Here is a 25,884-nt window from a genome sequence, read left to right as displayed (position 1 = left end):
CTTTACTGAAGAATATATCGTTTGGAAAGGTCGTAAAGAATACGGCTATTTTTTTATTTTTATTTTCTTAACTGATTTTGATTTTTTCCCTAGCTCTCCAAACTGCTTTAATAATTCTTTCGATACGTTACTACTTTCGGTATTTCTTTTTCCCATATAAAATACTCCTTTTATATTAAATTATTCGTCTATTTAAAGTTTGTCCAAAATTCTTGTTTCTATACGTTCTAAACCTCTCCCTCCCCTCATACTCTAGCAATATAACAATTTGGCACACTGACACTGAGATAAAGTAGGGAAAAACAAAGAAGGAAGAGGGGGAAGAGAGAGCTATGGATGGAAGGAAGCCATTAAATCCTATTTTTAACAACAAACAAAAAAAGAAAGAAGAACCATTAATAATAAGGAATGTTCGGAAAATCCCAATAACTAAAGAGGAGGGACGCAAAAAGAGGATTGATAAGAAAAAGGATGTTAAGATCCCTCTTTCCGATGAAGAAAGAAAACTCATTAAAAGATTGGCCAATAGGAGAGGACTACAGCCAACACCTTTTTGTTCCCTCTTAGTAAAAAAAGCTCTAACAGAATATAAAGATGCCCAGATTTTTGAAGACTCCTATAATCCAAATGGAAAACCATATCCTGCAAAATTAGAAGTTTATTATCATGACCTACTCTTTGATAAGACAGTTGAATGGGATTGTAGCCTTAAAGAAGCAGCGTACCGCCTATTGAAATTCATGTTAGTTAAAGAAAGAGATGGTCATTTATATGGCTAAATTCAATAAACCAATATATCGTGTATATGAAGAGGAACTTAATGAGTTATCTTATCAACCGGATGGATTTTTTGACCGATTATTAAACTTTTCAATAAATAAATTAACAAATCCAGTTAAACTTTCTTATTTCTTTTTCATCCCTGTTTCTGAATATTTAAGAGGGGAGTTATTTTGTGAAGATGTTTCAGAAGCGATGGGAAATTATGAATTTACCCAACGAGATCTAATAAGCATTTTAGTGGATGACTTTCTATATCAAGTTAAAGATAGGAACAATCCTTACGACTTATATCATGAACTAAAACAGAGAAATGATTATTTCGTAAAGATTTATAGTTATGCGGAAGAGAAGCACCAACCTCTTTCCTTTACAAAACCAAATAAAACACCCAAAACTAGACGTATCGAATGTACACTAAAAAGGAAAGTAGCACTTAGACTTGAGGTAATGTTATCGGATATTACTGATATTGAGCCAGAAAATGAGTTTGAAGTAGAGGATATATTAAGATTACTATATAGTGATTTCATACAGCAGTATAAGAAAGGCAACTTAGGAAATGTAATTCCAAATATAATAAGAAGATTAAATTCCGATTAATAAAAGAAAAGAAAATAGAAAAGGTCATACTGGACTAACTACTCTATTTTACCTTACACTGATTGTAACAATCATGCAAAATAAACTCTCAAAACTAGAATTAGAAACAACTGTAATTGTAATATCCATTGTTTAAGTTTCACATATCTATAAAATTCTAATTGTAACAGAGATTAATTTAGGTGATAATTGAATTTCCAATACTTTTTTTGTGAATAATTAACTTGAATCTAAATTAATAACATGATACTATGTGTTTAAAGATTGAATCGTCGTCAATCTTTCTCATTTAAATGTAAATGTCTTCTAGTTTTCTAGGAGACCTTTCACTCAATAATACACAAAATTAATATATGACTAACGGGAAGCACCCGAATGTAAGACAATTCTTTGTAATTGCCTTGTGTTCGGGTGTTTTTTTGTTTTAAAGGAGTTTTAGTATGTCAAAGAAGGTTCTAATAGCGGTAGGTGATAAATCATATACCAAGATTTTATTTGAAACATTTTCAAAATATCCTGATGATTTTACATTGAGTAAACAAGAAATATTACATCGAAGATATCTTTATGAAATTGTTAAAGAAGAATCACCTTCCGTGTTAATTGTCCATGATACTTATTTAGAATCTGTTCAAGAGAATCAGAGAGACAAAGATAAAGAGCTGATAAGTATTATAAAACAACTCCGACTTGATTTCGACGACTCATTGAGAATAGTTTTTCTGTGTGAACGATCAACCAATGACCCTCTTCTTTCTCGACTAGTTAGCATGGGGGTACTTGATATATTTAATACCCAACGAATTGATATTGAACAATTTATAAACCAGTTAAAGGGGAAAGTTTCATTTGCAGAGATAGCACCTTTTCTCAATAACTCTCTTAGTATCGATGGGGAAGAAATACCTGCTTTACTTGAAGAAGATTTGGAAGAGGAGGACGTTACTGAAGAGAAAACTGATAAACAACAAATAGAGAAAAATACGAAAGAAAAAACTGTTGTACAAAAAATAGTCCAAAAAAATGTAATAAAACGTGAATACTCCATTCATGTACATAATGCACCTAATGAAAAAGTAGTGGGTATACCAGTAAAAAGAAAGACTATCCTAATAGGCAGCTTTTATCCCCGCAATGGTACAACCTTTGTTTCACATCTATTAGCTCGCAGTATAGCTAATTACCAAGTAAGTACTTTATATGTGGAAGATCCTTTGCTAAAGCCTTATACATATGACCGTTTTTATGGCCATGAATTTGCTCCAAATTACATAAGTAAATGGAGTACACAACAAGAGAATAACTCAGATATTCAAACAGACTGGATTCGAGAGGGCGTTCAACTTATATGTCATAATCCCACTTTATTAAGTGAAGAACCAGCAGGAATTAGCTTTGAGGATTATATAAAATTACTCTACACTAATTCATCACTTGTAACGATTATCGATGTCGGTAGCAACTTAGACAATGAGATAGTCACTGATTTATTGGAGATAGCCGATCATCTATTCATTGTTCTTGACTCCGATGTCACCCAACTTCAGGGCCTTGGTGAAAACTCACTTTTTGCTAGCCTTATAGAATCCGAGATAACGCATATTATCGGTAATCGTTTCAATGAAAAAATAAAGAAAAATCCATTAATACAGGATTTATTTAAAGATAAATTAATTTCTATACTTCCTTCTTTTCAAGATGAAGATGTATATGTAGCTCAATATCAAGGCATGTTCCTTAACGACTATAAAGATTATAGAAGTAAGGTAAATGAACTTTTGGTACCTATATTAGAGCTTTTGCTACCTAATAAATTATTGAAGGCTAAAGGCAGCGGGATATTAAACAAACTCTTCAATAGAAAAATTAAGATAGAAAAAAAGAATCCAGGAGGTAATCAATACGAATGAATTTATTAAAAAGACCTTCCATCAAAATAATTAGCGGCTTATTGGTAGGTTTCTCAGCTATCGGTTTAACCTTATTCTATGATCAGTTCTTACGTGTACGAATTGATTCAACAGAGGTTGTAGTGATTAAACCCTCTTCTGAAATATTAAAAAACGAACCTATTACAGAAGATAAGTTACTTATCGAACGGAGACCTAAACAAACTTTAATGAATGATGTCATCCTACCTTCAGAAGTGGATGACATTATTGGATTAGATGCTAATCAGATTATCCAAGGGAATTCTCTTCTTACAAAAACAATGATAGATTACGATGAACTTTTACCAAATGAAAAGGAAGGCGAAGCTATTCGCCCTATAACGAAAGAAATGATTTATGCAATGCCTGGTTCTTTAAGAAGAAAAGATACCGTAAATATTTATTTGATTTATAACGATGGAACTACAAATTTAAATAAAAATGGTCCTTCTACCACTAGCTCTGAGGATACAGAAGAAGAGATAGAGAAAGTGTCAAATTCTATGGAAAGTGAACCTTTCTTAAAATCAATAAAAGTTGTCTATGTAAAAGATTCGAGTAATAAAGAGGTAATCTCATCTTCAGAAAACAACAAAGAGGATAAACGCCTTAATGCCACTTCAAGCATAAGTGATTTGGAAATTATTTTAAATGAAGAGGACTTTAAAAAGTTAATGAACGAAGTGCTCGGTAAAGGAGCAAAATTATATATAACTTATCAATAGGGAGAAGGACATGTAATGGAAATATTAATTTTTAGTCAAAACTCTATCTACAAAGAACTAATTGACAAAATGGACAACCTCCATGCTCATATGGGCAATATTGATTATTCAAATAAGGAAAAAATTGACGCTGTTTTATTAGATGGAGATTCATTTGACATCAATAACATAGGAGTAGTTAGAGAGAAATATCCCTCTATTCCCATGTATTTTAAGCCTACTCAAATCAAGAGTGAACAATTTACTAAGACAATTACAAGACTATGTGCAGCATATAAAGTAACCCTTATTCATGAATATTCTACAGAACTTCAAGTAGTTGAATACTGTATCAATAACCTAACGAATAAAGATGATTATTTATCAAAGAGAATCATTGGCATATTTGGCACACATAATGGTGCTGGTGTTTCCTCTACCACTTTAAATTTAGGAAGAGCATTATCACTCAAAGTAAAAGAAAAGGTTTTAGTTTTGAGTTTAAATAGTTGGGATCCAGCCGATTATTTTTACTTGTATCAAGGTCAATATTTAAATGATTTGAAAGTAGATCTCAATGTCAAAAATTTAACGATAAACAGGTTATCTGAAGCTATTTATTATCATGATTCCTTTTATCATTTGGCCGGCAACCGCGATATTAAAATGCAAAGATTTTATAAACCTTATGAAATTGAACATTTGATTCAAACAGCTCAACAGTTATTTGATGTAATTTTAATCGATGCGGGCACTCACTTTGATTCTGCACTTGCAGCACAAGCTTACTTAAGTAGTAATATGAAATTTCTTGTTACTAATCAAGAAGAGAAAGGCTATAGAGGATATTATCCTTATCTATACCAACAAATAATTGAACCTTCTGGTGGGAAAAATGATGATTTTATGCTTGTTATCAATAAATTCCAACCTGCGAATGCATTAATAAGCGAAAAAAAACTTGAGGAAGAACTAAATATGAATCGAGTTGTCACAATACCAGATATGAAGGAGCTAGGATCCATTGCTACTTTTGAGAAAAAATTACTATACGATTTTTCAGATAGTAGCTATAACAAGCCAATAGATGTTTTAGCTAATGTAATAATTGCTGAAGCTAAATTAACAGAGAAAGAAGATACGAAGGAGCACAAAGAAAAGAAAGGATTTTTATCTATATTTAACCGGTAATAAGGAGGCGAAAAAATGACTTTAAATGCAGTTAAAAATGATACAGAACAATCATTAGGATTAGAAAGTGAGTTTGAGCCTTCCCAATGGTTATCTAAAACTATTGAGGAAAAAGGGTTAAAAAAAGATTTTGTAACTACCTATGAAAGAAAAAAGACATTTCGTTTAATTTGTAACCAAGTTAAAGAAGAGCTACAAAGTATCATAATAGCTGAATCTGTAGAAAATGATCAATCTTCCTCTTTAATAAACGATGATTCAAATAGTGATGATGTTTGGTTAAACAGGCAGCACCAAGCAGTTATTGGGGACAAACAGGCTATATCTTACTTTATAACAAAAATTAACGAAGTCTTACAAAAAGAGAATATTACGTCCGATGAATATCCCTCTTTTTATGATTCTTTACCAGAAGCAATTTTCCATGAAGTATGGGGCGTAAGTATTCTACATAAATGGGATAAAGAACCTAATAGTGAATCAGCTGTTATCAGAGGGACTGAATTATGGATCGATAAACATGGTTATTTTCAAAAACAGCCAGAAGAATTTGAAAGTATAGCAGTAGTAAATCGGATAAAAAAAGCTTTTCAAATTAGAACAAAAGAAGCACTAATTAATGAGCAGCAACCAGAACTGGAAATAGAACGAGAAGATGGTTCGCGAATCACCATGATGATGAATCCTAGAACTAAACTAGACATTATAGTATTTAGACGATTCGTAATTAAAAATAACAGTTTAGAAGAACAAGCAAGATTAGGAACAATCCCACAAGATGATGTTCCTTTTTATCGAGCCTTATCAAGAAGCATGGCTAACACCATTTTTGCTGGAAGAGTTCGATCTGCAAAAACAACTTTTATGAAGTCAATGATACGCGAAAGACCACCTGAATACACAATTGCAGTTTTAGAAAAACATTTTGAATTAAATCTAACCGAGGATTTAAAAGATCGTTTAATTTATGAAGTTCAGGCCACAGAAGGAGACTTACATCATGCCGTACCAAGACTTCTTCGTATGGAACATGACTATATTATTGTTGGGGAGATTCGTTCTCTAGAAACAGAGGGGTACTTACAAGCTTGTGAAAGAGGAGAACGCGGTGCCTTTTCTACTTATCATTTAACAGCCGTTAAAAATATTGTTGCTCAGATTACCCGACATTTATTAGATGAATTTCCCAATCGGAAATTTGATAACGAACAAGAGAGGGTAGCGAGAAATATTGACCTGGTCATTTCCCTGAGCGCAGAAAGAGATAGAAGAAAGAAAAGGGTTATCGGTGTAACAGAAATTATATGGGATGAGAACGAAAAGAAACCAAAAGAACAAGATCTAGTTCGCTACCACCCAATAAGCGGACAATACTATTATTCTTCTAACATAAGTAAGGAACTTCTATATCTAATGGCTGAAGAAAGTGTAGAGGATACTAAAATTCTATTAAATCATCTAAAAAAGAAAGAAAAGCTTTTTCCAATGAGCGAATATGAGAGACAAAAAGATAATATTCTTAATGATTTATTAGATGGTGCTTTAAATGAATAATTTTCAATGGCTTTGGCAAGCTGGTATCAATTACGTTCTCTATTCCATCTTTATCGTTTCTGGGCTTTATATTTCCTATCAGATTATGATGGATTCAGTCAAAATAAAGTATCAAGAAGTTAATTATAAGTACCGAATAAGAAGAATCAAAAGTGGTAATGCTTCACCAGAATCTCATACCTATAAGCACCCTTTTTTTAAACACATAAGCTTATTAATAAGAACTACAAGTGATCATCGTAGTGACAATGATACTGGTGTATTTCTCTTATTCACCACTTTACTTGGTTTGACTAGTTTCGCTTTTATCTATTATTTAATAAAAGATTTTGTTATCGCCCTACTATTCGGGTTACTTCTGATGACCGTACCATATTTAATATTAAGGATAAAATTAAACAAATTGAGATATGTCATGAGTACAGAATTTCTAAGTATGGTTCAGAAACTAACCCAAGCCTATAGTGTTAATAAATATGATATTTATTACGCTTTAAGTGCCATGCAAAACGAAATACAGAATAAGAGTTTAAGAAAAGTAACAGTTCGCTTAATTACTGATCTTCAGTTATCTCGAAATGAACAAGAATTGAGAGATAGCATTCAAGTTTTCACTTATACAACTGGAACCAATTGGTCAAAAAGATTAGGAAGTATTATTTTAAAAGGCTATAAGTATAAAGAAAACGTATTACATTCCCTCTTAGTTCTAACAAAACAAATAGAGGATACAGAAGAAATGTTAGAAGAAGAACAATCTCTAACTGTTGAATCTATTTATGATGGATTCCTAACGGTTCCATTGTTTATTGGCTCACTATTATTAGGTTATTTTACAAGTGGAGCACAGGATTGGTTTAAGCTTCAATTTGGAGAAAAATGGACATTATTTACCTTTTGCCTTTCCGTAGTAGGGACTGTTTTTTCACTTATAATTTCAATTTATTTAAAACATCCTAAAAACGACCTATAACAAGGAAAGGAGTAAAATTTTTATGGAATCAGAAGTTCTATTATTTAAATACATAGATGTATTTAAATACTTAGTTGTGATTGTTCTGTCTTTTACTTCAGGATATTTAGTGTATTTGGGAATGAACTCAACATCTGAACGAATGCAACACCGTTTACGGTTCAAAAGCAATTTACAAAAAAATAAGAACTCTATTTTAGGACTTGCTAAAAATTCTAAAGCCGAGGAATGGTTTAAACAAGCAAAGTATCCATTAGGACTAAATGGTATTAAATACTATTTAATTCTATATTCAGTAACAGCATTTTTAGTTCTTTATTACATAGTTTTTCCGGTTTTATTAGGGAATATGGATTATCTTGCACCAAAGGCTGCTGTTATATTACTTCTATTTGTTTTCGCTCTTCCTAGTAATCCTATTTCGTTATTTGTTTATATCATGAAAAGAACCATTGACTATCAAACATCGAAATTACATTCAGAGATTTTTATGCTCTATGATTTAATCATTAACGAAATAGAAATGATGACTGTCCATCGTCTTAATACTTATAGTATTTTGCAAAATATAAAGCCATTTTTCTATTTGCTACAAAAACCGTTAACGGAATTACTAAGTTCATGGACTAGTGATGGACCAAGTAAAGCATTAGAACAATTTTCTAAACACTTAGATTCTAAACCCAGCGAGGCGCTAATCGGAGTTTTACAAAATCTAGACAGTATGAAAAGAGAGACCGCACTTGAACAGTTAAATGGAATGCATGGAACATTTGCAAAAAAACAAGTTGAAAATTACAGAAGAAAAAGAAAAATAACAACAGATCTATTAAAAATTCCTATCAAAGCTACACATTTTATTCATATATTAAACTTTGTACTTGTAGTAGTAATGATGGTAATAGCTATATTAGATAAATCACAAATGTAAAGGTGGAATCTATTATTCTTTTAAGGAGGTGACCAACAATAAATACGTCGCTAAGTACTTTCATGAAAGTCGCCATTACAGCCATTGTGATAAGTACATTTATTTTTGTAGCTTTGTATCAGGAATTATCTGGTTTCTCTGATTCTATGGCTCTATATACTGCAAAAAGCGGTGGATAACGAGGGGATATTATTATGAATAAATCACTATTAACATTTATGATGATGGCAGCAATTGTATCCATTATGACTTATTTAATTTTAGGAACCTCATTTAATGCTTATAAAGCAAAAAACAATCAGTATCAAGATATGCTACAAAATGAACATCAAATAAAAATCAAATTGTAAAAGGGGAATTTTAAAAATGAACACAACTTTAGCTCAATTCTTGAAAATCGGACTTACAGTAGTAACAATTAGCGCATTCTTATTCTTCATCGGATACAATCTAGTAGGTTCAAATACTACTACTTATTCCGCAAAAATTAACGGAGCACAAAGCAACCTTCCTACTGGTGCTGGTGTATCTAGTAATAATTAAAAGATCAACATTTACAGTCAAAGGAGTTTACCGCTCCTTTGATTTTTTCAAAGGGGTGTTCTAAATGGCAAGAACGTTAGCCGAATGGATGGTATTGTTTATCACAGTAAACCTTATATTCACACCAATATTAGCATCAATTGATAGTATGCATCGTGAAGCAATTGAAGTTACTTTAACTGAAGGAGCAAAAAAAGCATCTATTGAAGGCAGATTAACACCAGAAATTATTAAGGAAATGAAAAAAACTCTAGTAGAGGGTTATAACTTTGACGAATCTAAAATTATCATCACAGGAACATCTAAATTAACCCCTCGAAACGAATATATAGAAGCTACTATTGAAGTGCCACGAACTTTTATATTTATTCTTAATATATTCAACCAAGGTCCTAGAACTATTTCAAAAAGCACCAAAATCTTAAGCGAATATTAGGAGTATATAATGAGTACAACATTAAGAACTTTATTATTTGCACTACTTTTTGCATTAATTATGCAATTACAGCTTAATTTAGATACAGACAAAACCGCTTCTAGACAATTAAAGAACTCTTTAGAATTAGCAGTTCATGATGCTGGTCTTGCGATTAATCCAGCTGCATTATCTGAAGGAAAGATAATCTTTGATAAAGAAAAATCATTAGAAAATCTTAAAAATAGTTTAAATAATAATTTAAAACTTAAAAGTTCTCAGGGCTATGTTTATACACCTACCGCAAACTCTTTTTTTCAGAAAGAATTGTACTTAGTTCATCTAGAATTTATTGATGATAGTATATCCAGGACCTATCCGTTTGTATATTATAACGATAACTACCAGGTATTCGAAAACGTAGAAGGTCCTTGTGTAATTGCCATTGTAACTACTGAAAGCCCCCGCTGGTTCAAAGGAGATCTTGCAATGATACGACAAGCAGCGGTTTATGAGTATAAAAATAAATAACAGGATAAAAGAACCATGCTAATTGTATGGTTTTTTCTTTTAATATTCCAAAATTATCCGATATAAACAGTGAACATGGTTAAAACAACCAATTTTTTTTACTTTTATAATGAAATTATCTTAAGAACCGGGTATAATTAAGGCATATCAATACTATTTTTTATTTTTTGTGCCATCAATGGCTATTCGATTAATGAAAAAAGATGCGGTTCTTTGGGACTATGTTTTAGAAGTTGATTAGGGTGATTATACTCTGATCCATTAAAACGTCCCATTGGATCGCTTTTTTTCGTTTATAAAGGACAAAAAATAAAGTAAAAAAATTGAGAGGGGAAATTTATATGAAAAGAGTAATAACGTTATTAACATTAATACTAATTTTAGGAGTATTAAAACCAGTGCATTTGCTTGCAGATGAGTTACCTTTAGCATCCTGTAGCATGACAATTAATTCAGATAAGGCTACACAAGCTAACCCAGCAAATGCAAGTGGATTATGCAGAGATATAGTGTATGGATATTATGCAAAGGCTGCAGATACTTTTAATATTTTTGGTGGGGTTCATCAATCTGTAACAAAAAGTGGTCAAAAGTTTATAGTACCCGTTTTTTCAGATAAACACACTCATGCAGAATTAACGGTTTATATTAACAGGGTTGCTACTAAGCCAACTCCTAAACCTACACCGAAGCCTGAGCCAAAGCCCGAACCTAAACCTACACCAAAGCCTGAGCCTAAACCAGACCCTAAACCTGCACCAAAGCCTAAACCAGAGTCCAAACCGGTTACACAACCGAATTCTGATAATAAAGCAACAAAACCTTCTACTTCTACAGGTAGTAAAAATTCAAGCAATACCAATACTAGTAAAAATAACTCAACTAATACTTCAAAATCGAGTTCTAGTAAAAGCAACTCAACTAATCTATCAAAATCAAGTGGAACAAGCAATAATTCAGAAAGTAAAAAAACAAACAGCAGTTCTTCTTCCAATAGTTCATCAAAATCAAGTCAAAGTAGTTCTTCCGATAGAAGCAATAACGAGGAAAATAAAGTTGTTGCCTCTGTAACAAAGATAAAGGAAGGAAGTAATACATCTACTGATAAAAATGATAATAAAACAAAAGAAAGCACAATGGAAACTGAGCAGAAAAAAGAAAGTTCTGATAAAAACGACCCTTCTACTGAAAACAAGGAAGATAACATGGATACCAATATTACAAATGAAAACAATGATAATATTAAAGAAGAAGCAACTCGTTCTTCAATTCTAGATGAAGATGAGTCTAAATCTAGTAAACTCCCAATAATTATTTCGGTAGTAGGAGTACTAATTATCGGAGCTGCAGTAATCTTCATTATTAGAAAGAAAAAATTAAAAATTTAAACTTGTTATTTATTGATTCCCCATTTAATTTGCTTTAAAATATTTAATATAAACTTTTATATTAAATGGGAACGACCCAAGACGAAGTAGTTTAATAAACTGCTTTAGTTTTGGGTCGTTTTTTATTATTAGGAGGTGAAATGTTAATTTTTTTACAAAGAATAGAAAGCGGGATTTAAATGAGAAATGCAAAGATTTTTTTTCTGATTCCTATTTTATTTTTTTTATTTTTACTTTTTATTCAAGAGCATCATGCTCACGCAAGTACTGGTGATGAAGATATATATAATGTTTCATCAACGGTTAAGAATAATTGGAATAACCTAATGGGATCAAAAGATTTCACTATGACTAGTGGAAGAAAAATAGTTTACGATGTATATTCAGACAAGTTTGTTACAAATGGTTATCAAGTTACAACAAAAAATTTTGGGAAAGGTAGTCAAAAATATATTAGATTTTCGGGTTGGTCAGTATTATTTGGACATCGTGAACATACCTCTTCTAACCAAGATACGTATATAGTTGCTAGAAAATCATCTGGTGATAGTGGTATCGGCACAGTAAAAATTTATAAAACAGTTCAAGGAAGTTTAGATGCAACTGAGGATCTAGAATATAATAATCAAGGGGCTGGCATATGGAACCAATGTCCATCTAGTGCAACAAATAGATGGAACGATGATTGCAATATGAAATATCAAGATGTAAGTTTTAATGCTTATTTACCCTTAGAAGAGCTTTTCAATAAAAAAGAAAAAGCTAATTGGGATTTATTTATCGTTAAAAAAGTGCAAAATCAAATTGTGTATACGCCACTTATTCTTCCTTTCGAATTTAGTAATAAAGCATATGAGGGAGGAAAGTTATCGCTTTCAAGTGGTACCAATACTAATACCTTAGAAATGAATGCAGAAGGTGTATTACGAAGGAAAACGCCCAGAGAAAGTGCACCCTCTGTCATTGATGAATTAGGTAATAACAGATACTTCACTCAAGGGAAAACTTATACAAAAGTCGATTTTGAAGAATCACAAACAGCTGTTTGGTATGGAGTTAGAAGTCCACATGATAGTAATAAAACCAAATGGGCAAATACCGCATATTTTACTTTTAAAGGAGATCAAGCTAAATTATCATTTCAACCAAATAGACCTCCTATTGCAAAATGGGAATGGGATCCTTCCAATAACGTCTATAATGATACAACTGTCAAAATGATAAACAATTCGTCTGATCCCGATGGCGACCCTTTAACTTACAAATGGTACAGGAAACCATATGGATCAGCTGATAGTAATTATGTTCAAATATCAACTGCTAAAACGCCATCTAGCTTTAAGATTGCAAAAGGAAAGTATACCTTTAAATTAGTAGTTTCTGATGGAAAAGAAGAGGCAGAAGCTGGACATGCTTTATATGTAAATAACAGGCCTCCTGTTGCAAAATGGGAATGGGATCCTTCCAATACTATTTATAATGATACACCAATCAAGATGGTTAATAGTTCTTCAGATCCTGACGGAGATTCTTTAACATATCGCTGGGAAAGAAAACCATATGGCAGCGCAGATAGTAATTATGTGACTGTGTCTACTGCAAAAACGCCGTCAAGTTTCACTATAGGAAAGGGAGACTACACCTTTAAACTCACTGTTTCTGATGGAGAAGATGAAAGTGTTGTCGGTCATGCCTTATATGTTATTAATAGACCTCCAATAGCTGATTTCACTTGGAATCCTAGTACCATTTACAATGATACTTCTGTTTCTTTCAGTAATAAATCTTCAGATGTCGACGGTGACTCATTAACGTATAAGTGGGAAACTCAAAAGCCTAATGAGACTACCTGGAGTACATTTTCTACTTCTAAAGACCCTCCTTATACTTTGAATAAAAAGGGCGTTTGGAAAGTTCGTTTAACTGTCTCAGATGGAGAGGCCAGCCATAATGTAACTAAAAATATTACTGTACAGAATAGAGCACCAGCTGCCGATTTTTCTTGGAGTCCTAGTACCATTTACAATGATACTTCTGTTTCCTTCAGTAATAAATCTTCAGATGCTGACGGTGACTCTCTAACGTATAAGTGGGAAACTCAAAAGCCTGATGACACTAATTGGAGTACGATTTCGACTTCTAAAAATCCCTCTTATACCCTAAATAAAAAGGGGATTTGGAAAGTTCGTCTAACTGTTTCCGATGGGGAAGCAAGCAATAATGTGACTAAAAATATTATTGTAAAAAACAGAGCGCCGAATGCTGATTTCACCTGGAGTCCTAGTACCATTTACAATGATACTTCTGTTTCCTTCAGTAATAAATCTTCAGATGCTGACGGTGACTCTCTAAGGTATAAGTGGGAAACTCAGAAACCTAATGAGACTACTTGGAGTAGCATTTCCACTTCAAAAGAACCTTCTTATACTCTAAATAAAAAGGGCGTTTGGAAAGTTCGTTTAACTGTCTCAGATGGGGAAGCTAGTCACAACGTAACTAAAAATGTTACTGTGCAGAATAGAACTCCGGTTGCTGACTTTATATGGAATCCTAGTACCATCTATAATGATACGTCCGTTTCTTTTACTAATAAATCTACGGATGCTGATAAAGATTCTCTAACGTTTAAATGGGAAGCTCAGAAGCCAAATGAGTCTACTTGGAGTACCATCTCTTCTTCTAAGGACCCTTCTTACACTTTAAATAAGAAAGGGGTTTGGAAAGTCCGATTAACGGTTTCAGACGGAGAAGCTAGTCATAATGTGACTAAAAACATTACCGTTCAAAACAGGATACCTGTAGCAGATTTCACTTGGAGTCCTAGTACTATCTATAATGATACGTCCGTTTCTTTTACTAATAAATCTACGGATGCTGATAAAGATTCTCTAACGTTTAAATGGGAAGCTCAGAAGCCAAATGAATCTACCTGGAGTACTATTTCTACTTCTAAGGACCCTTCTTACACTTTAAATAAGAAAGGGGTTTGGAAAGTCCGATTAACAGTTTCAGACGGAGAAGCTAGTCATAATGTGATTAAAAACATTACTGTTCAAAACAGGATACCTGTAGCAGATTTCACTTGGAATCCTAGTACCATCTATAATGATACGTCCGTTTCTTTTACTAATAAGTCTACCGATGCTGATAAAGATTCTTTAACGTATAAGTGGGAAGCTCAGAAGCCAAATGAATCTACCTGGAGTACTATTTCTACTTCTAAGGACCCTTCTTACACTTTAAATAAGAAAGGGGTTTGGAAAGTCCGATTAACGGTTTCAGACGGAGAAGCTAGTCACAACGTGACTAAAAATGTTACTGTTAAAAATCGAGCTCCTGTTGCGGATTTTACTTGGAACCCAACAACCATTTATAATGATACCACTGTCTCTTTCACTAACAAGTCATTTGATACAGACGGTGATCCATTAACAAATATATGGGAATATCAGGAACCAAATAAAACGACTTGGACCAAATTCTCGACTGAAAAAAATCCTAAAAATATTTTCACTAAGGTGGGAGATTATAAAATAAAATTAACTGTTACAGATGATGATGGAGCTACAGGTACAAAAGAGAAAACTCTAAAGATTACCAATAGACCACCACAAGTTACTCTTACATATACACCAAAGGATGTATATGAAGGTGATACCGTAAATGTTTGTATAAAAGTAATTGATTTAGATAAACAACCAATGACAGTTAAATTATTTTTAGAAAAGGATTATGGGAATAAACAAACCGTTTTAACAAAATCAAATATTAACTCTGGTGAAGAGGTTTGTTATGTTTTTGTTCCAGACGTAGGGAATTATGATTTTACTACCGAAGTGGATGATGGCCATGATAAAACGACTGTAGATATGTCCTTTTATGCTAAACCACTAATCATAAAAGGACATGTAAATCATACAGCCGATTGGAAGAAAAAGCATGAGAAACTTGGAAATACACTAGATAAATTTTTTAGTGGTGAAAAGTTTTTACTTGAAGCAGATACTTCACCTTATGAAACTATTTATGTAAAGAGTACTTTATCCGCGGTTCAAATGGATAACAAAAATACTACCTCTCCTGTTGATTTAAATAAAGTAACTAATATATTGTATAATGGTTCGCTTTATGAAGAAAAACATCAGTACTATCCAACTATGTTGAAAGTAGGAGAAGCTAAATTTGAATTTGAAGTAAAGTATAAGAATGGAGTAATTAAAAAGGATACCGTTAAAATAAATATAATTGATAACGCATTTAACTCATCTAGATATCATCGCAAATTTTAATTAATGTGGTCAATTATAGTATGGCTTGTCATAATACCAGTATTAACAAACTATTGTTAATACTGGTTTTTTTATTTATATTGGTGTTCACGAATAATAATGTCCCTTTAAACAACTATATAGTTGTTTAATAAACAATAAAGTTATTTAAAAACGAATAGTATTCATCGTAATCTTGCCAGTTCTTCTAGAACTAACGGGGCAGGAGAGTTAAAGAAGGATTTACATATTTTTTGGTGAATATTTGAATGAACTTACTAAATTTAACAGAAGATGATGTAATCCATATGGCTAGTAAATCAGATTTATAATGAAAATTTCGCTTTTTAGAAATTATGTAGATATATGCGAAGGAGGATATACATGACTGAAATAAAAACACTTTCAATTCCAGACCCAATAACTGCCCTGCTAAATAACTATGAGATGACTATTGAAAGGTTATATATATTTAATAGGTTACTACCAGAAAGGGATACCAAAGAGAATGATTTATATCAACTAGCTGCAGAGTACTATAAAGTTTTAAAGCATGTTTCTAAAGAGCTATATAAGGATTTTTCAGTGGAATTATTACCGGTTGGAGAGTTCTTCGAAGAAATGTCCGAGAGATTGGATGACGACGAAATTCAGGAATTAATTAAACCATTCTTAGAATAAATCTTGAGTAGCAAGTCCTAAATAGTGTTTCCCTAAGTTTATTATTTTTGCTCTAGTGGTGTTTTTAACATTTATCAATAAAACCTAATGAAAAATTCTTTAGAAAGATCGTGCTACATTCCTATAATAAATAAGATGCTTCTTTTGTCGCTATAGGGGCAGGATAGTTTAAGTGAATTTCTTCACAAACCTACGAATAGCAGCTACTTTACTTTTTGGATCTGGGTATACTTCCACAAAATAAAAAATATAATGATTGGGTTTCATTAGTTAATGTATTTGTCACATTTCCTTAGATAATACATATGAACATATTAAGAATGCAGAAAGGAGAATATATATCGTGAAAAAATTTCTGTTTTTCGTTTTATGTATATTAATGATATCACCTTCAATTGTTAGTGCTCATTCAGGCATTGTATCATCTAATCCAAAAGAAGGAGAAATATTAACCGAGGAATTCAATCAAATTAACCTTTATTTTAATACAACTATAAACGAAATAAGCACAATGAAACTTTTGAAGGATGGAACCGAAATTTCGTTTATTGATATTGAAGTTAAAAGCAAAAAAATGATTGGAACCTTAACAGAACCTTTAGACAATGGCTCGTATAAGATTGAATGGTATATTGTCGGGAAAGATGGTCATCCAATAAGAGGTGAAATTAACTTTCTTGTACAAATAGAACAAAAAGAGGGAGAAAAAAATACAACTCAGCAAATCACTAATGAAGAGGAAAAAAGCCAAGTCCAAAATAATAATGATGGTATAAGTGAAAATACAGATGACAAAAACATCTTAGTAACATTAATGGGGCTATTTCTTATCTTTGCAATTGTGGTTATATGGTTAATAAGGAAAGAACTTTAACAAAACGCACTTTAAATATTGGTTTTTGTCAGTACTTAAATTACTTACTTTTCAATATAAAGAATTAAATCAAAAGTTAAAGTATGTTATGTGTTTATATAGAAGATGCAGGTAAAAAAGGGAACTTCTGTCCAGTCAGAAGTTCCCTTTTTTACCTGCATCCTTATTTACATATAACTTTCATTATTTCTTTATTGTATTTAAGGACCCGAAGGGTGAGGCATCAAGTGGTGATCTACTAGTGTATCATAATAAGAATGATTCGAATTTTTCAGGCTCGTAAAACGTATGTCCGTATATAATTCATATGTAAAAATAAAACTTCAATAAATAGACACATTTAATAAATTTTAATTTATGTATAATAATGATAGCACTACTAAAATAGTGTTAATGTTTTTTCTACAAATATAATATAAATTCATAGGGGGTTACGATGAAGAAAGTCATTTCTTTACTTTTAGTAGGATTGTTTTTTCTAAATGCAAATAATGCTTTTGCACATACAGGTTTAAAAAGTTCTTCACCAGAAAATGGGGAGACAGTAAAGGAAGAATTTAATCAATTAACACTCACATTTGAGACGAAAATTGAACAGGGAAGTACATTTACTCTTGTGAATTCAGCCGGAAAGGAAATTTCCGTTCAAAATATTGAGTTATCAGATGACCAAATGACTGGAAGGTTGTCTTCACCTTTGGAGAATGATAACTATGATGTAACATGGCAAATTATTGGAGTAGACGGGCATGTTATAGAAGGGGAATATTCATTTATAGTTGATTCGCCTGTTACAGAAGAAGAAAATACTGGTGTAACGGAGGAAAAAGCAACAGATGAATCTGTAACGGAGGAATCCACACAAGACGAATCACAGGAAGAAGTGGATCATTCCTCCATGACTCCTGAGGAACATGCTGCTTATGAAAAGAGAAATTCAGACCCTTCCACTGTTTTAATTCCTGCAATAATAATCTTAGTAGGAATTATCCTTCTTATCATAGCTGCGGCCTTCATTATAAAAAGGAAGAAATAAAAAATGGTGATTATAGGTACTCTTACTCAAGCTTTGTTATATGTTTGTTATGCCATGCTAATGGGGAGCTTTATTCTCGATCTTGTACCTAATAAGCACCGACCAGTGGTGCATGTACCTAAAAAAATATTACTATTCTCCCTCGGGGGGATAGTAATATTTTCATTTATACCCGTTTTGCAACTCATCTTGTACTTAAGTTCATTACGTGGGTTCTTAGAGGCTTTACCTTTGGTTTTATTAACTTTTGAAACAGGGAAATCCTGGTTCTTTTGTTTTATTGTCTCTATTATATTCTTCTTCTTTTTGTTACATTCTGATAATGAAAAGAAGTCGCACAACTTTATAGGGATATTGCTTACCTTTATCTTAATATGTTCCATGGGTTGGTCAAGTCATGCTAGTTCAATAAGTCCGATTAAAGGATTTTTTAGTGATACTGTCCATTTTACAGCAGTCAGTGTTTGGGTTGGTGTAATTCTTGTAGTTAGTTGGTTTTCCAAAGGCGAATCTAATTGGCTTCCATTTTTAAGTTGGTTTACACCAACTGCTATCTTTTGTTTAGGTTTGACAATAATATCTGGTTTTTTATTAATGGACCTTGTTGTTGACTATGAAAGCTACTTTAATTCATGGATGATACCTTATGGGCAAGCATTATTATTGAAACATCTTTTGATTATTCCTTTACTTGTCTATGCAATGATCAATGGAGTTCTTATTAGAAACAAATTAAAAAAAGATATAAAATTTAAGCCGAGGTCATGGGTAAAGGTAGAAAGTATTGTTATATTGTTGATTTTTTCTGCAACAGCGGCATTAGGTCAACAATCACCGCCAAAAGAAACAGCTATTACAAATGAAACTATTTCCAAAATGACTTCACTCTTTTTTAGAGGAGATGTTGTACCTGATATACAGGTGCAAATAAGCATTCATTTAAACAGTATCATACTGTTAATATTTGCTTTACTTTTTTTGGTTTTATTAGTACTTTCCTTTATAAATAAAAGGCATGTGATTTTATCGTTCTGTATGTGTCTCCTGTCCGTTATTAGTTTGTATATTTCATTAATGCTTAGCATGGAATAAAAACTTAATTGGAAGAAAAGTTCCTATTTCCTTCGATCAATTCAATTAATGAATTGATCTTTTTTATCTTATGGATTATTTCCCTTTTTTAATTTAGATTTTACATATTATAGAATTTTTTTGACTTTTAATAAAGACGAGTATATAATAATTATATGAATATATGTTCATATATTGTAATAAGAAGAATATATAACATCTTTTAGTTTCAAGAGTGTGCGCTAAAATACATTCATTTATTTTATTGGGGTAGTATATAATCAGATGTTTTATTAAGGAGGTATTATTATAATGGGGCATGATCATAGTCATAGTCATAATCATACAGGTGGATCAAACAAAAAGGTGCTTTTCATTTCTTTTATTATTATTACGAGTTACATGGTAATTGAAGCAATAGGAGGAGTTGTTACAAATAGTCTTGCGCTTCTATCCGATGCAGGACATATGTTAAGTGATTCCATTTCATTGTTGATTGCACTCATAGCATTTAAATTAGGGGAGCGAGCAGCTAGTCATAGTAAAACCTTTGGGTATAAACGTTTTGAAATAATAGCAGCTGTTATAAATGGAGTTACTCTAATACTTATTTCTCTTTATATCTTTTATGAGGCAATTAACCGTTTTGCCAATCCACCAGAGGTAGCAACAACAGGTATGCTTTATATTAGTATTATTGGTTTACTTGTTAACATATTGGTAGCTTGGATTATGATGCGAAATGGAGATACAGAAAACAATTTAAATATGCGTGGTGCCTTTTTACATGTTATTAGTGATATGCTTGGTTCAGTTGGTGCCATAATAGCTGCATTGCTTATCATGTTTTTTGGATGGGGTTGGGCAGATCCATTGGCAAGTGTATTAGTAGCTGCTCTTATTTTAAGAAGTGGTTACTATGTAACCAAAGATGCTATTCACGTTCTTATGGAAGGAACTCCTTCAAATGTAGACGTAGAGGACATTATTACCACAGTTAGTAAAACACCAGGAATACACTCTATTCACGACCTACACATATGGTCCATCACAAGTGGTTTGAATGCAATGTCTTGCCATGCTGTCGTTGATAAGCAATTAACTATCGCCGAAGGTGAAAATATTCTTCGGAAAATAGAACATGCACTTGAACACAAGGGGATTACTCATGTAACCATCCAAATGGAAACTTTAGCACATAACCATGAAAATTCAATCCTTTGTGAAGCAAAAGGTGAACCAGCCCATGATCATCATCATCATTAATTAGAAAAGAAGAGGCTGGGACATAACCCTCCTCTGAAATGAAAAAGCCTGTGAAATTTTACTCATAGTAAAATTTCACAGGCTTTGATTTACTTTTTTGAAGAAAAATAAGGATCACTTCTGATAAAATAAAGTCACCACAACAAAATCTAATCAGAAAGAAGGATCCTTATGTTTAAAGATTATACCATGAATCAAATCGTTTTACCTTTAGATTTAGAAGTAAAATTACAAAATAATGATATTGCCTTCCATGTCCATCATTTAGTGGAAAGTATCCCTCAAGAAGCGTTTGAACCATTTCTTCGAAATGAAGGTTGTCCTGCCTATCATCCACGCATGATGCTTAAAATTATTCTATGTGCCTACACTCAATCTGTCTTTTCAGGGCGTAAAATGGAGGCCCTATTAAAAGACAGTATCCGTATGATGTGGTTAGCTCAAGGGTATGAACCAAGCTATCGTACAATTAACCGATTTCGCGTTCAACCAGAAGTAAAAGATTTAATTCGTCAATGTTTCATCCAATTTCGCTGCCAATTGATCGAAGAAAAACTGATCGATCAAGAAGCGATATTTATCGATGGTACAAAGATTGAAGCGAATGCGAATAAATTTACGTTTGTCTGGAAGAAAGCGATTGAGAAATTTCATCAGAGTTTAATTGATAAGTCAAACCAGTTGTACAATGAGTTGCTTGAGAACGAAATCATACCCCAAATTGAACGGAAAAGTGATGAACAGCTATCATTTGGAGAGCTCACTCAAATGGTTCAAAAAGTAGACGAAGTAGTGACCGAATATGATAAACAAATTGAAGAATCTTCAGACGTTACTGAACGAAAAGCCTTACGAAGTGAACGAAAATACCCGAAACAAGTGCGTAAACAGTTGATTGATTTTGTCTTGAGAAAACGGAAGTACCAACAGGATTTTACAATCTTTGGACCACGTAATAGCTATTCTAAAACAGATCTAGATGCGACATTTATGCGAATGAAAGATGATTATATGAAAAACGGGCAATTGAAAGCTGGTTACAATGTACAAATCGCAACGGAAGGTCAATATGCGCTTGCTTATAGTTTATTTCCAAACCCAACAGATACACGTACGTTAATTCCATTTTTAGATGAGATAGAGCAACATTATTTCGAGTTACCGAAACATATTGTTGCAGATGCAGGTTATGGTAGTGAACAAAACTTTAGTGATATTCTCTCAAACAGAAACCGAGAAGCACTGATAACATATAACATGTTTTTGAAGGAACAAAAGAAAAAGTACAAACAAAATACATTTAATCCTGATAACTGGGTATATGATCAAGAAACCGATACATATACGTGCCCTAATCAGAAACGTTTAGAATTTCAATATCATTCTGTCCGAACCGACGCTACAGGTTTCCAAAGGAGTTTCAAAATCTACGAGTGCGAAGACTGTTCAGGATGCCCATTCCGTTCATCATGTACCAAGGCAAAAGAAGGAAACAATCGAAAACTAATGGTGAACAAAAAATGGGAACAGCAAAAAGAATATGTGAGAGCGAAGCTTTCAGAAGAGAAAACGAGTGCCATCTATCGAAAACGCAAAACCGATGTGGAACCAGTTTTTGGATTCTTGAAGGCTAATTTGCGTTTCACTCGATTTTCTGTACGAGGAAAATCGAAGGTGGAAAACGAAATGGGCCTCGCATTAATGGCAGTGAATTTAAGAAAATTCACTGCCATTAACTAAGATAATAGAAGAATTAACACGAAAAAAAAGAGAAAAGTGAATTTGAGTACCTCAAATTCACTTTTCTCTTTTTTAGAGGCTAGTTATGTCCCAGCCTCTTGTTATATATTAAGGGGGATAAATACAATGTTGGACACACTAGTTATTGGAGCGGGCCAGGCTGGTATTTCCATGGGTTATTATTTAAAAGAAACGGGTATGAATTTTCTTATTTTAGATAAAGGAAAAGAAATAGGGGAGAGTTGGAAGTCCAGATATGATTCCTTGATTTTATTTACTCCTAGAATATATAGTTCTCTACCTGGTTTTGCAATGGAAGGAGATAAGCATGGGTTCCCTACAAAAGATGAGGTAGCTTCTTATTTGAAACAATATGTTAAAAAGTTTGAACTACCTATTAAATTTCAAACAGTAGTAACAAGTATAACAAAACAAGAAGAGGAATTTGTAGTATGTACAAATAGAGATACGTACACGACACGTAATCTAGTTATTGCCACAGGTCCCTTTCAAACACCTATGATACCGTCATTCTCCAGTGATTTATCTAATGAGATTTATCAAGTGCATTCTTCTCAGTATAAAAATCCACAGCAGTTAAAGGATGGGAATGTCTTAGTTGTAGGCGGTGGAAATAGCGGTGCTCAAATAGCAGTTGAACTATCCGAAGAAAAAGAAACATACTTGGCACATAGTAATAAATTAGTATTCTTGCCATTAATTTTTAAACAAAAAAGCATTTTCTGGTGGTTTGATAAATTGGGAATTTTAAGTGCAAGTAAGAATTCTTTATTGGGAGGGTTCATCCAAAAAAAGGGTGATCCTATATTTGGATTCGAACTGAGAGATGCCATTAAACGAAATAAGGTGAAATTAAAAGAAAGAGTAATGGTTATAAATCGCGATAAAGTAATATTTAAAGATTTATCATCACTAGAAGTTAACAATATTATTTGGGCTACTGGTTTTACAAATTCATTACCTTGGCTGAACATAGATGATTTATACAATAAGGATGGAAAACTAATTCATCAACGAGGCGTTACCAATATTAAAGGTCTATATTTTATAGGTTTACCGTGGCAGCATAGACGTGGTTCTGCTTTACTTCAAGGAGTTGGATACGATGCAGAATATATAGTTGCAAAAATAAAATAGAAAAGTTGTTTAAGGGAAGAGGATGGACTTTACTTGTATAAGATAAAGTGGGTAGAGTCCTCAATAAAAAATAAATTAATTGACAAAGAAAATGTTTTTCAGATATCCTTTATATATGCATATCTGTTCATGTAAGAATATATTTATGTATAGGAAAAGAAGGTGGGGGAAGTGATGAGGAAAGAAGTTCTCTCTTTGTTATCGGATGAGAATATAAAAGGAGTTTCTCAACTATGCAAGGTGTTAACCAATCCAACAAGAATAAAAATCTTATCTTTAATTTACAAAAAGGACTTAACGGTTAACCAAATTTCCGATCGACTTAAAATGTCTAACTCAATGGTTTCTAACCAGATAAACTACTTGAAAAATATAAATTATATCGAGTGCAAAAAAGGTACAGAGAACTTTTATAGGCATGACGATGAGAAATTAATTGTTACCATTAATCGACTTTTAGAGCAATCTTGTTAAAAAGGTTGCTATTAAAATAAATAAAAAATATAAAGAAACCTGATAATCCCAGTGGACTATCAGGTTTCTTTATTAATTACTCATCGTTCTCAAATTTTTTATAAATGTATTGAGAAGGATCGATAGGGGTAAAGTTCTTAGGTGTATAAAATCTTAATAAATCACCATTAACCACTTGGTCTGAAAGGGATAGGATGTTAGCAACCTTTTTTTGAGTTTCAATGGCTTCTTCAATTTTATCAGCTTCTAATAACTCTCCTGTCTCCGAGTTATAAAAATTGTCATCAACTGAGGAAATGGTTGGGCTAACAAATTCACCGTTTCTAAAAGGTACAAGTTGATTATGTTCTTCTGACAGTAAGTCTGAACCAAATTGAATATACTCTTTTGTATCCATACCAAGAAGGTGTAGAAGAGTAGGCAATAAATCTATCTGACCCCCGTACTCTTCTTTAATTCCACCTTCTTGTCCAGGTACACGGATAAATAGTGGTACACGCTGCAAGCCAGCTGATTCAAATGGAGTTATTTTTTTCCCTATAACCTTTTCCATTGCTGAGTTATGGTTTTGGGAGATACCGTAATGATCCCCGTACATAATTATAATGGAATTATGGTATAGACCAGAATCCTTTAGGTAATCAAAGAAATTTTCAAGTGCTTCATCTGCATAGCGGGCAGTTTGAAAATAATCATCTACTGACTTATCACCTGTATTATTTGCTTGGATAGTAGTTTCTTCTTGATTTATGGAATAAGGATAGTGATTAGAAACAGATATAAATTTTGCGTAGAAAGGTTGTTTCAAAGAATTAAGCAATGGAATGGATTTATTAAAAAAGGGCTTGTCCATAATTCCATAATCAGTCATCTGTTCCTCGTTAATGCCACTATAATAGCTTTCATCAAAAAAGTTGTTATAACCTAATGATTTATACATCTCATTCCTGTTCCAAAAACTGCCTGCATTTCCGTGGAATACTGCTGAAGTATAGCCTTTCTGCCCTAGAATACCCGGTGCTGCTTGGTAGGTGTTCCCACTTTTCATGGTAAAGGCTGAACCACTAGGTAAGCCATATAGAGAATTTTCTACCATGAATTCTGCATCAGATGTTTTTCCTTGTGCAGTTTGATGGAAAAAATTTTTAAAATATAAAGTATTTTTTTCCTTCGTTAATGAGTTTAAAAATGGAGTAACTTCTTCTCCATTTAATTTGTAGTTAATAACAAAGTTTTGAATCGATTCTAAATGAAAGTAAATTACATTCATGCCTTTGCCAATACCATAATATTCTGGATTAGGTTTTGCATAATTTGATTTAGTATAATTTATTACTTCCGTCATTTCATCACTTGATGCCATGACCCTTTGGGCAGATGCTTTTGAACTCTGTATGCCATCATAAATAGTGTAGTTATATAACCCCAGATATTTTACAATGTAATTTCGATCGAATCCCCTTGTTAACAATTGTGGTCTGTCAACTTCAGCTAAAACGAGGTTTAAAATAGAAAAAATCATAGTAACTGTAAAAATACCTAGTTTAGTTCTTCTTCTAGGTTCTTTCATATCTATTTTAACTAACCGAAAGACTAGGAAAAGAATAAGAATTAATAAATCTAGAAAAAACAGAACATCATAAGGCCTGAATTATTCATAGAAAATCATTAATTGGTTACAATCGTTATTCCAATAAGCTTTTTTGTTAAATGTTAATTCACTTGATAAATGAAAAAAGAATCCATTTCTGATAAGGTTAAAACAACGACGA

Annotated in this window: 22 protein-coding genes and 1 pseudogene; 22 read left to right on the top strand and 1 reads right to left on the bottom strand. The window is 32.5% G+C overall.

Annotated features, from left to right (window positions below; all coding sequences use genetic code 11):
- Window positions 1–332 precede the first annotated feature (332 nt).
- The 22 genes from ACWNMZ_RS20385 (at window position 333) to ACWNMZ_RS20280 (ending at window position 24,112) form a co-directional block, all read left to right on the top strand.
- The gene (locus tag ACWNMZ_RS20385) at window positions 333–779 is read left to right on the top strand and encodes a hypothetical protein (protein WP_251629763.1); all 447 of its coding nucleotides are present in this window, start codon (window positions 333–335) and stop codon (window positions 777–779) included.
- Window positions 772–1,383, top strand: coding sequence for a hypothetical protein (locus tag ACWNMZ_RS20380; RefSeq protein ID WP_251629764.1), 612 nt, complete (start codon window positions 772–774; stop codon window positions 1,381–1,383). The genes ACWNMZ_RS20385 and ACWNMZ_RS20380 overlap by 8 nt, the downstream gene beginning before the upstream one ends.
- Window positions 1,384–1,823: 440 nt before the next feature.
- Window positions 1,824–3,293 (top strand): P-loop NTPase family protein, encoded by a 1,470-nt coding sequence (locus tag ACWNMZ_RS20375; RefSeq protein ID WP_251629765.1) that lies wholly within the window; start codon window positions 1,824–1,826, stop codon window positions 3,291–3,293.
- Complete coding sequence (locus tag ACWNMZ_RS20370; protein ID WP_251629766.1) at window positions 3,290–4,039, top strand: hypothetical protein; 750 nt, start codon at window positions 3,290–3,292, stop codon at window positions 4,037–4,039. The genes ACWNMZ_RS20375 and ACWNMZ_RS20370 overlap by 4 nt, the downstream gene beginning before the upstream one ends.
- Window positions 4,040–4,054: 15 nt before the next feature.
- Window positions 4,055–5,209, top strand: coding sequence for a P-loop NTPase family protein (locus ACWNMZ_RS20365; RefSeq protein ID WP_251629768.1), 1,155 nt, complete (start codon window positions 4,055–4,057; stop codon window positions 5,207–5,209).
- 15 nt (window positions 5,210–5,224) lie between these two features.
- A complete protein-coding gene (locus tag ACWNMZ_RS20360; RefSeq protein WP_251629770.1) occupies window positions 5,225–6,763 on the top strand; it encodes an ATPase, T2SS/T4P/T4SS family in 1,539 nt (512 codons plus the stop codon).
- Window positions 6,756–7,736 (top strand): hypothetical protein, encoded by a 981-nt coding sequence (locus ACWNMZ_RS20355; protein ID WP_251629772.1) that lies wholly within the window; start codon window positions 6,756–6,758, stop codon window positions 7,734–7,736. Before ACWNMZ_RS20360 ends, ACWNMZ_RS20355 begins: the two co-directional genes overlap by 8 nt.
- A gap of 22 nt (window positions 7,737–7,758) precedes the next feature.
- A complete protein-coding gene (locus tag ACWNMZ_RS20350) occupies window positions 7,759–8,667 on the top strand; it encodes a hypothetical protein (RefSeq protein WP_016205133.1) in 909 nt (302 codons plus the stop codon).
- A 194-nt stretch (window positions 8,668–8,861) separates the two neighbouring features.
- Window positions 8,862–9,017 carry a hypothetical protein gene (locus tag ACWNMZ_RS20345; protein ID WP_193224519.1) on the top strand — a complete coding sequence of 52 codons (156 nt, stop codon included), beginning with the start codon at window positions 8,862–8,864 and terminating at the stop codon, window positions 9,015–9,017.
- Between the two features lie 16 nt (window positions 9,018–9,033).
- On the top strand, window positions 9,034–9,210 hold the full coding sequence (locus ACWNMZ_RS20340; protein WP_162837589.1) for a hypothetical protein: 177 nt from the start codon (window positions 9,034–9,036) through the stop codon (window positions 9,208–9,210).
- A gap of 64 nt (window positions 9,211–9,274) precedes the next feature.
- Window positions 9,275–9,646: a hypothetical protein gene (locus ACWNMZ_RS20335; protein WP_016205132.1), complete on the top strand. Its 372-nt coding sequence runs from the start codon at window positions 9,275–9,277 to the stop codon at window positions 9,644–9,646.
- A gap of 9 nt (window positions 9,647–9,655) precedes the next feature.
- Complete coding sequence (locus tag ACWNMZ_RS20330) at window positions 9,656–10,156, top strand: hypothetical protein (RefSeq protein ID WP_016205131.1); 501 nt, start codon at window positions 9,656–9,658, stop codon at window positions 10,154–10,156.
- A gap of 341 nt (window positions 10,157–10,497) precedes the next feature.
- Window positions 10,498–11,544, top strand: coding sequence for a hypothetical protein (locus tag ACWNMZ_RS20325; protein WP_016205130.1), 1,047 nt, complete (start codon window positions 10,498–10,500; stop codon window positions 11,542–11,544).
- Window positions 11,545–11,723: 179 nt separating this feature from the next.
- The gene (locus tag ACWNMZ_RS20320) at window positions 11,724–15,833 is read left to right on the top strand and encodes a PKD domain-containing protein (protein WP_251629773.1); all 4,110 of its coding nucleotides are present in this window, start codon (window positions 11,724–11,726) and stop codon (window positions 15,831–15,833) included.
- Window positions 15,834–16,196: 363 nt separating this feature from the next.
- Window positions 16,197–16,493: a hypothetical protein gene (locus tag ACWNMZ_RS20315; RefSeq protein WP_016205128.1), complete on the top strand. Its 297-nt coding sequence runs from the start codon at window positions 16,197–16,199 to the stop codon at window positions 16,491–16,493.
- A 343-nt stretch (window positions 16,494–16,836) separates the two neighbouring features.
- Window positions 16,837–17,367: a copper resistance CopC family protein gene (locus ACWNMZ_RS20310; protein WP_016205127.1), complete on the top strand. Its 531-nt coding sequence runs from the start codon at window positions 16,837–16,839 to the stop codon at window positions 17,365–17,367.
- Window positions 17,368–17,803: 436 nt separating this feature from the next.
- Entirely contained in the window at window positions 17,804–18,403 is a 600-nt protein-coding gene (locus ACWNMZ_RS20305) for a copper resistance CopC family protein (RefSeq protein ID WP_016205126.1), read from the top strand.
- A 381-nt stretch (window positions 18,404–18,784) separates the two neighbouring features.
- On the top strand, window positions 18,785–19,495 hold the full coding sequence (locus ACWNMZ_RS20300; protein WP_156827888.1) for a copper resistance D family protein: 711 nt from the start codon (window positions 18,785–18,787) through the stop codon (window positions 19,493–19,495).
- Window positions 19,496–19,786: 291 nt separating this feature from the next.
- Window positions 19,787–20,740, top strand: coding sequence for a cation diffusion facilitator family transporter (locus ACWNMZ_RS20295; protein WP_016205123.1), 954 nt, complete (start codon window positions 19,787–19,789; stop codon window positions 20,738–20,740).
- Between the two features lie 171 nt (window positions 20,741–20,911).
- On the top strand, window positions 20,912–22,480 hold the full coding sequence (locus ACWNMZ_RS20290) for an IS1182 family transposase (RefSeq protein ID WP_251629777.1): 1,569 nt from the start codon (window positions 20,912–20,914) through the stop codon (window positions 22,478–22,480).
- 126 nt (window positions 22,481–22,606) lie between these two features.
- Window positions 22,607–23,638 (top strand): flavin-containing monooxygenase, encoded by a 1,032-nt coding sequence (locus ACWNMZ_RS20285; protein WP_016205121.1) that lies wholly within the window; start codon window positions 22,607–22,609, stop codon window positions 23,636–23,638.
- A 174-nt stretch (window positions 23,639–23,812) separates the two neighbouring features.
- Window positions 23,813–24,112: an ArsR/SmtB family transcription factor gene (locus ACWNMZ_RS20280; protein ID WP_016205120.1), complete on the top strand. Its 300-nt coding sequence runs from the start codon at window positions 23,813–23,815 to the stop codon at window positions 24,110–24,112.
- Between the two features lie 76 nt (window positions 24,113–24,188).
- Here the strand turns inward: ACWNMZ_RS20280 and ACWNMZ_RS20275 are convergent.
- Window positions 24,189–25,760, bottom strand: a pseudogene (locus ACWNMZ_RS20275) (LTA synthase family protein); the annotation flags it as partial.
- Window positions 25,761–25,884 lie beyond the last annotated feature (124 nt).

It is taken from the genome of Niallia sp. Marseille-Q9988 (genome assembly GCF_976954375.1).
This window is presented reverse-complemented; position numbering and strand designations above follow the sequence as displayed.

Bases quoted from the DNA above. Each gene is read 5' to 3' on its own strand.
- ACWNMZ_RS20385 (WP_251629763.1), top strand. From the start codon at position 333: ATGGATGGAAGGAAGCCATTAAATCCTATTTTTAACAACAAACAAAAA.
- ACWNMZ_RS20380 (WP_251629764.1), top strand. From the start codon at position 772: ATGGCTAAATTCAATAAACCAATATATCGTGTATATGAAGAGGAACTT.
- ACWNMZ_RS20375 (WP_251629765.1), top strand. From the start codon at position 1,824: ATGTCAAAGAAGGTTCTAATAGCGGTAGGTGATAAATCATATACCAAG.
- ACWNMZ_RS20370 (WP_251629766.1), top strand. From the start codon at position 3,290: ATGAATTTATTAAAAAGACCTTCCATCAAAATAATTAGCGGCTTATTG.
- ACWNMZ_RS20365 (WP_251629768.1), top strand. From the start codon at position 4,055: ATGGAAATATTAATTTTTAGTCAAAACTCTATCTACAAAGAACTAATT.
- ACWNMZ_RS20360 (WP_251629770.1), top strand. From the start codon at position 5,225: ATGACTTTAAATGCAGTTAAAAATGATACAGAACAATCATTAGGATTA.
- ACWNMZ_RS20355 (WP_251629772.1), top strand. From the start codon at position 6,756: ATGAATAATTTTCAATGGCTTTGGCAAGCTGGTATCAATTACGTTCTC.
- ACWNMZ_RS20350 (WP_016205133.1), top strand. From the start codon at position 7,759: ATGGAATCAGAAGTTCTATTATTTAAATACATAGATGTATTTAAATAC.
- ACWNMZ_RS20345 (WP_193224519.1), top strand. From the start codon at position 8,862: ATGAATAAATCACTATTAACATTTATGATGATGGCAGCAATTGTATCC.
- ACWNMZ_RS20340 (WP_162837589.1), top strand. From the start codon at position 9,034: ATGAACACAACTTTAGCTCAATTCTTGAAAATCGGACTTACAGTAGTA.
- ACWNMZ_RS20335 (WP_016205132.1), top strand. From the start codon at position 9,275: ATGGCAAGAACGTTAGCCGAATGGATGGTATTGTTTATCACAGTAAAC.
- ACWNMZ_RS20330 (WP_016205131.1), top strand. From the start codon at position 9,656: ATGAGTACAACATTAAGAACTTTATTATTTGCACTACTTTTTGCATTA.
- ACWNMZ_RS20325 (WP_016205130.1), top strand. From the start codon at position 10,498: ATGAAAAGAGTAATAACGTTATTAACATTAATACTAATTTTAGGAGTA.
- ACWNMZ_RS20320 (WP_251629773.1), top strand. From the start codon at position 11,724: ATGAGAAATGCAAAGATTTTTTTTCTGATTCCTATTTTATTTTTTTTA.
- ACWNMZ_RS20315 (WP_016205128.1), top strand. From the start codon at position 16,197: ATGACTGAAATAAAAACACTTTCAATTCCAGACCCAATAACTGCCCTG.
- ACWNMZ_RS20305 (WP_016205126.1), top strand. From the start codon at position 17,804: ATGAAGAAAGTCATTTCTTTACTTTTAGTAGGATTGTTTTTTCTAAAT.
- ACWNMZ_RS20300 (WP_156827888.1), top strand. From the start codon at position 18,785: ATGGGTTGGTCAAGTCATGCTAGTTCAATAAGTCCGATTAAAGGATTT.
- ACWNMZ_RS20295 (WP_016205123.1), top strand. From the start codon at position 19,787: ATGGGGCATGATCATAGTCATAGTCATAATCATACAGGTGGATCAAAC.
- ACWNMZ_RS20290 (WP_251629777.1), top strand. From the start codon at position 20,912: ATGTTTAAAGATTATACCATGAATCAAATCGTTTTACCTTTAGATTTA.
- ACWNMZ_RS20285 (WP_016205121.1), top strand. From the start codon at position 22,607: ATGTTGGACACACTAGTTATTGGAGCGGGCCAGGCTGGTATTTCCATG.
- ACWNMZ_RS20280 (WP_016205120.1), top strand. From the start codon at position 23,813: ATGAGGAAAGAAGTTCTCTCTTTGTTATCGGATGAGAATATAAAAGGA.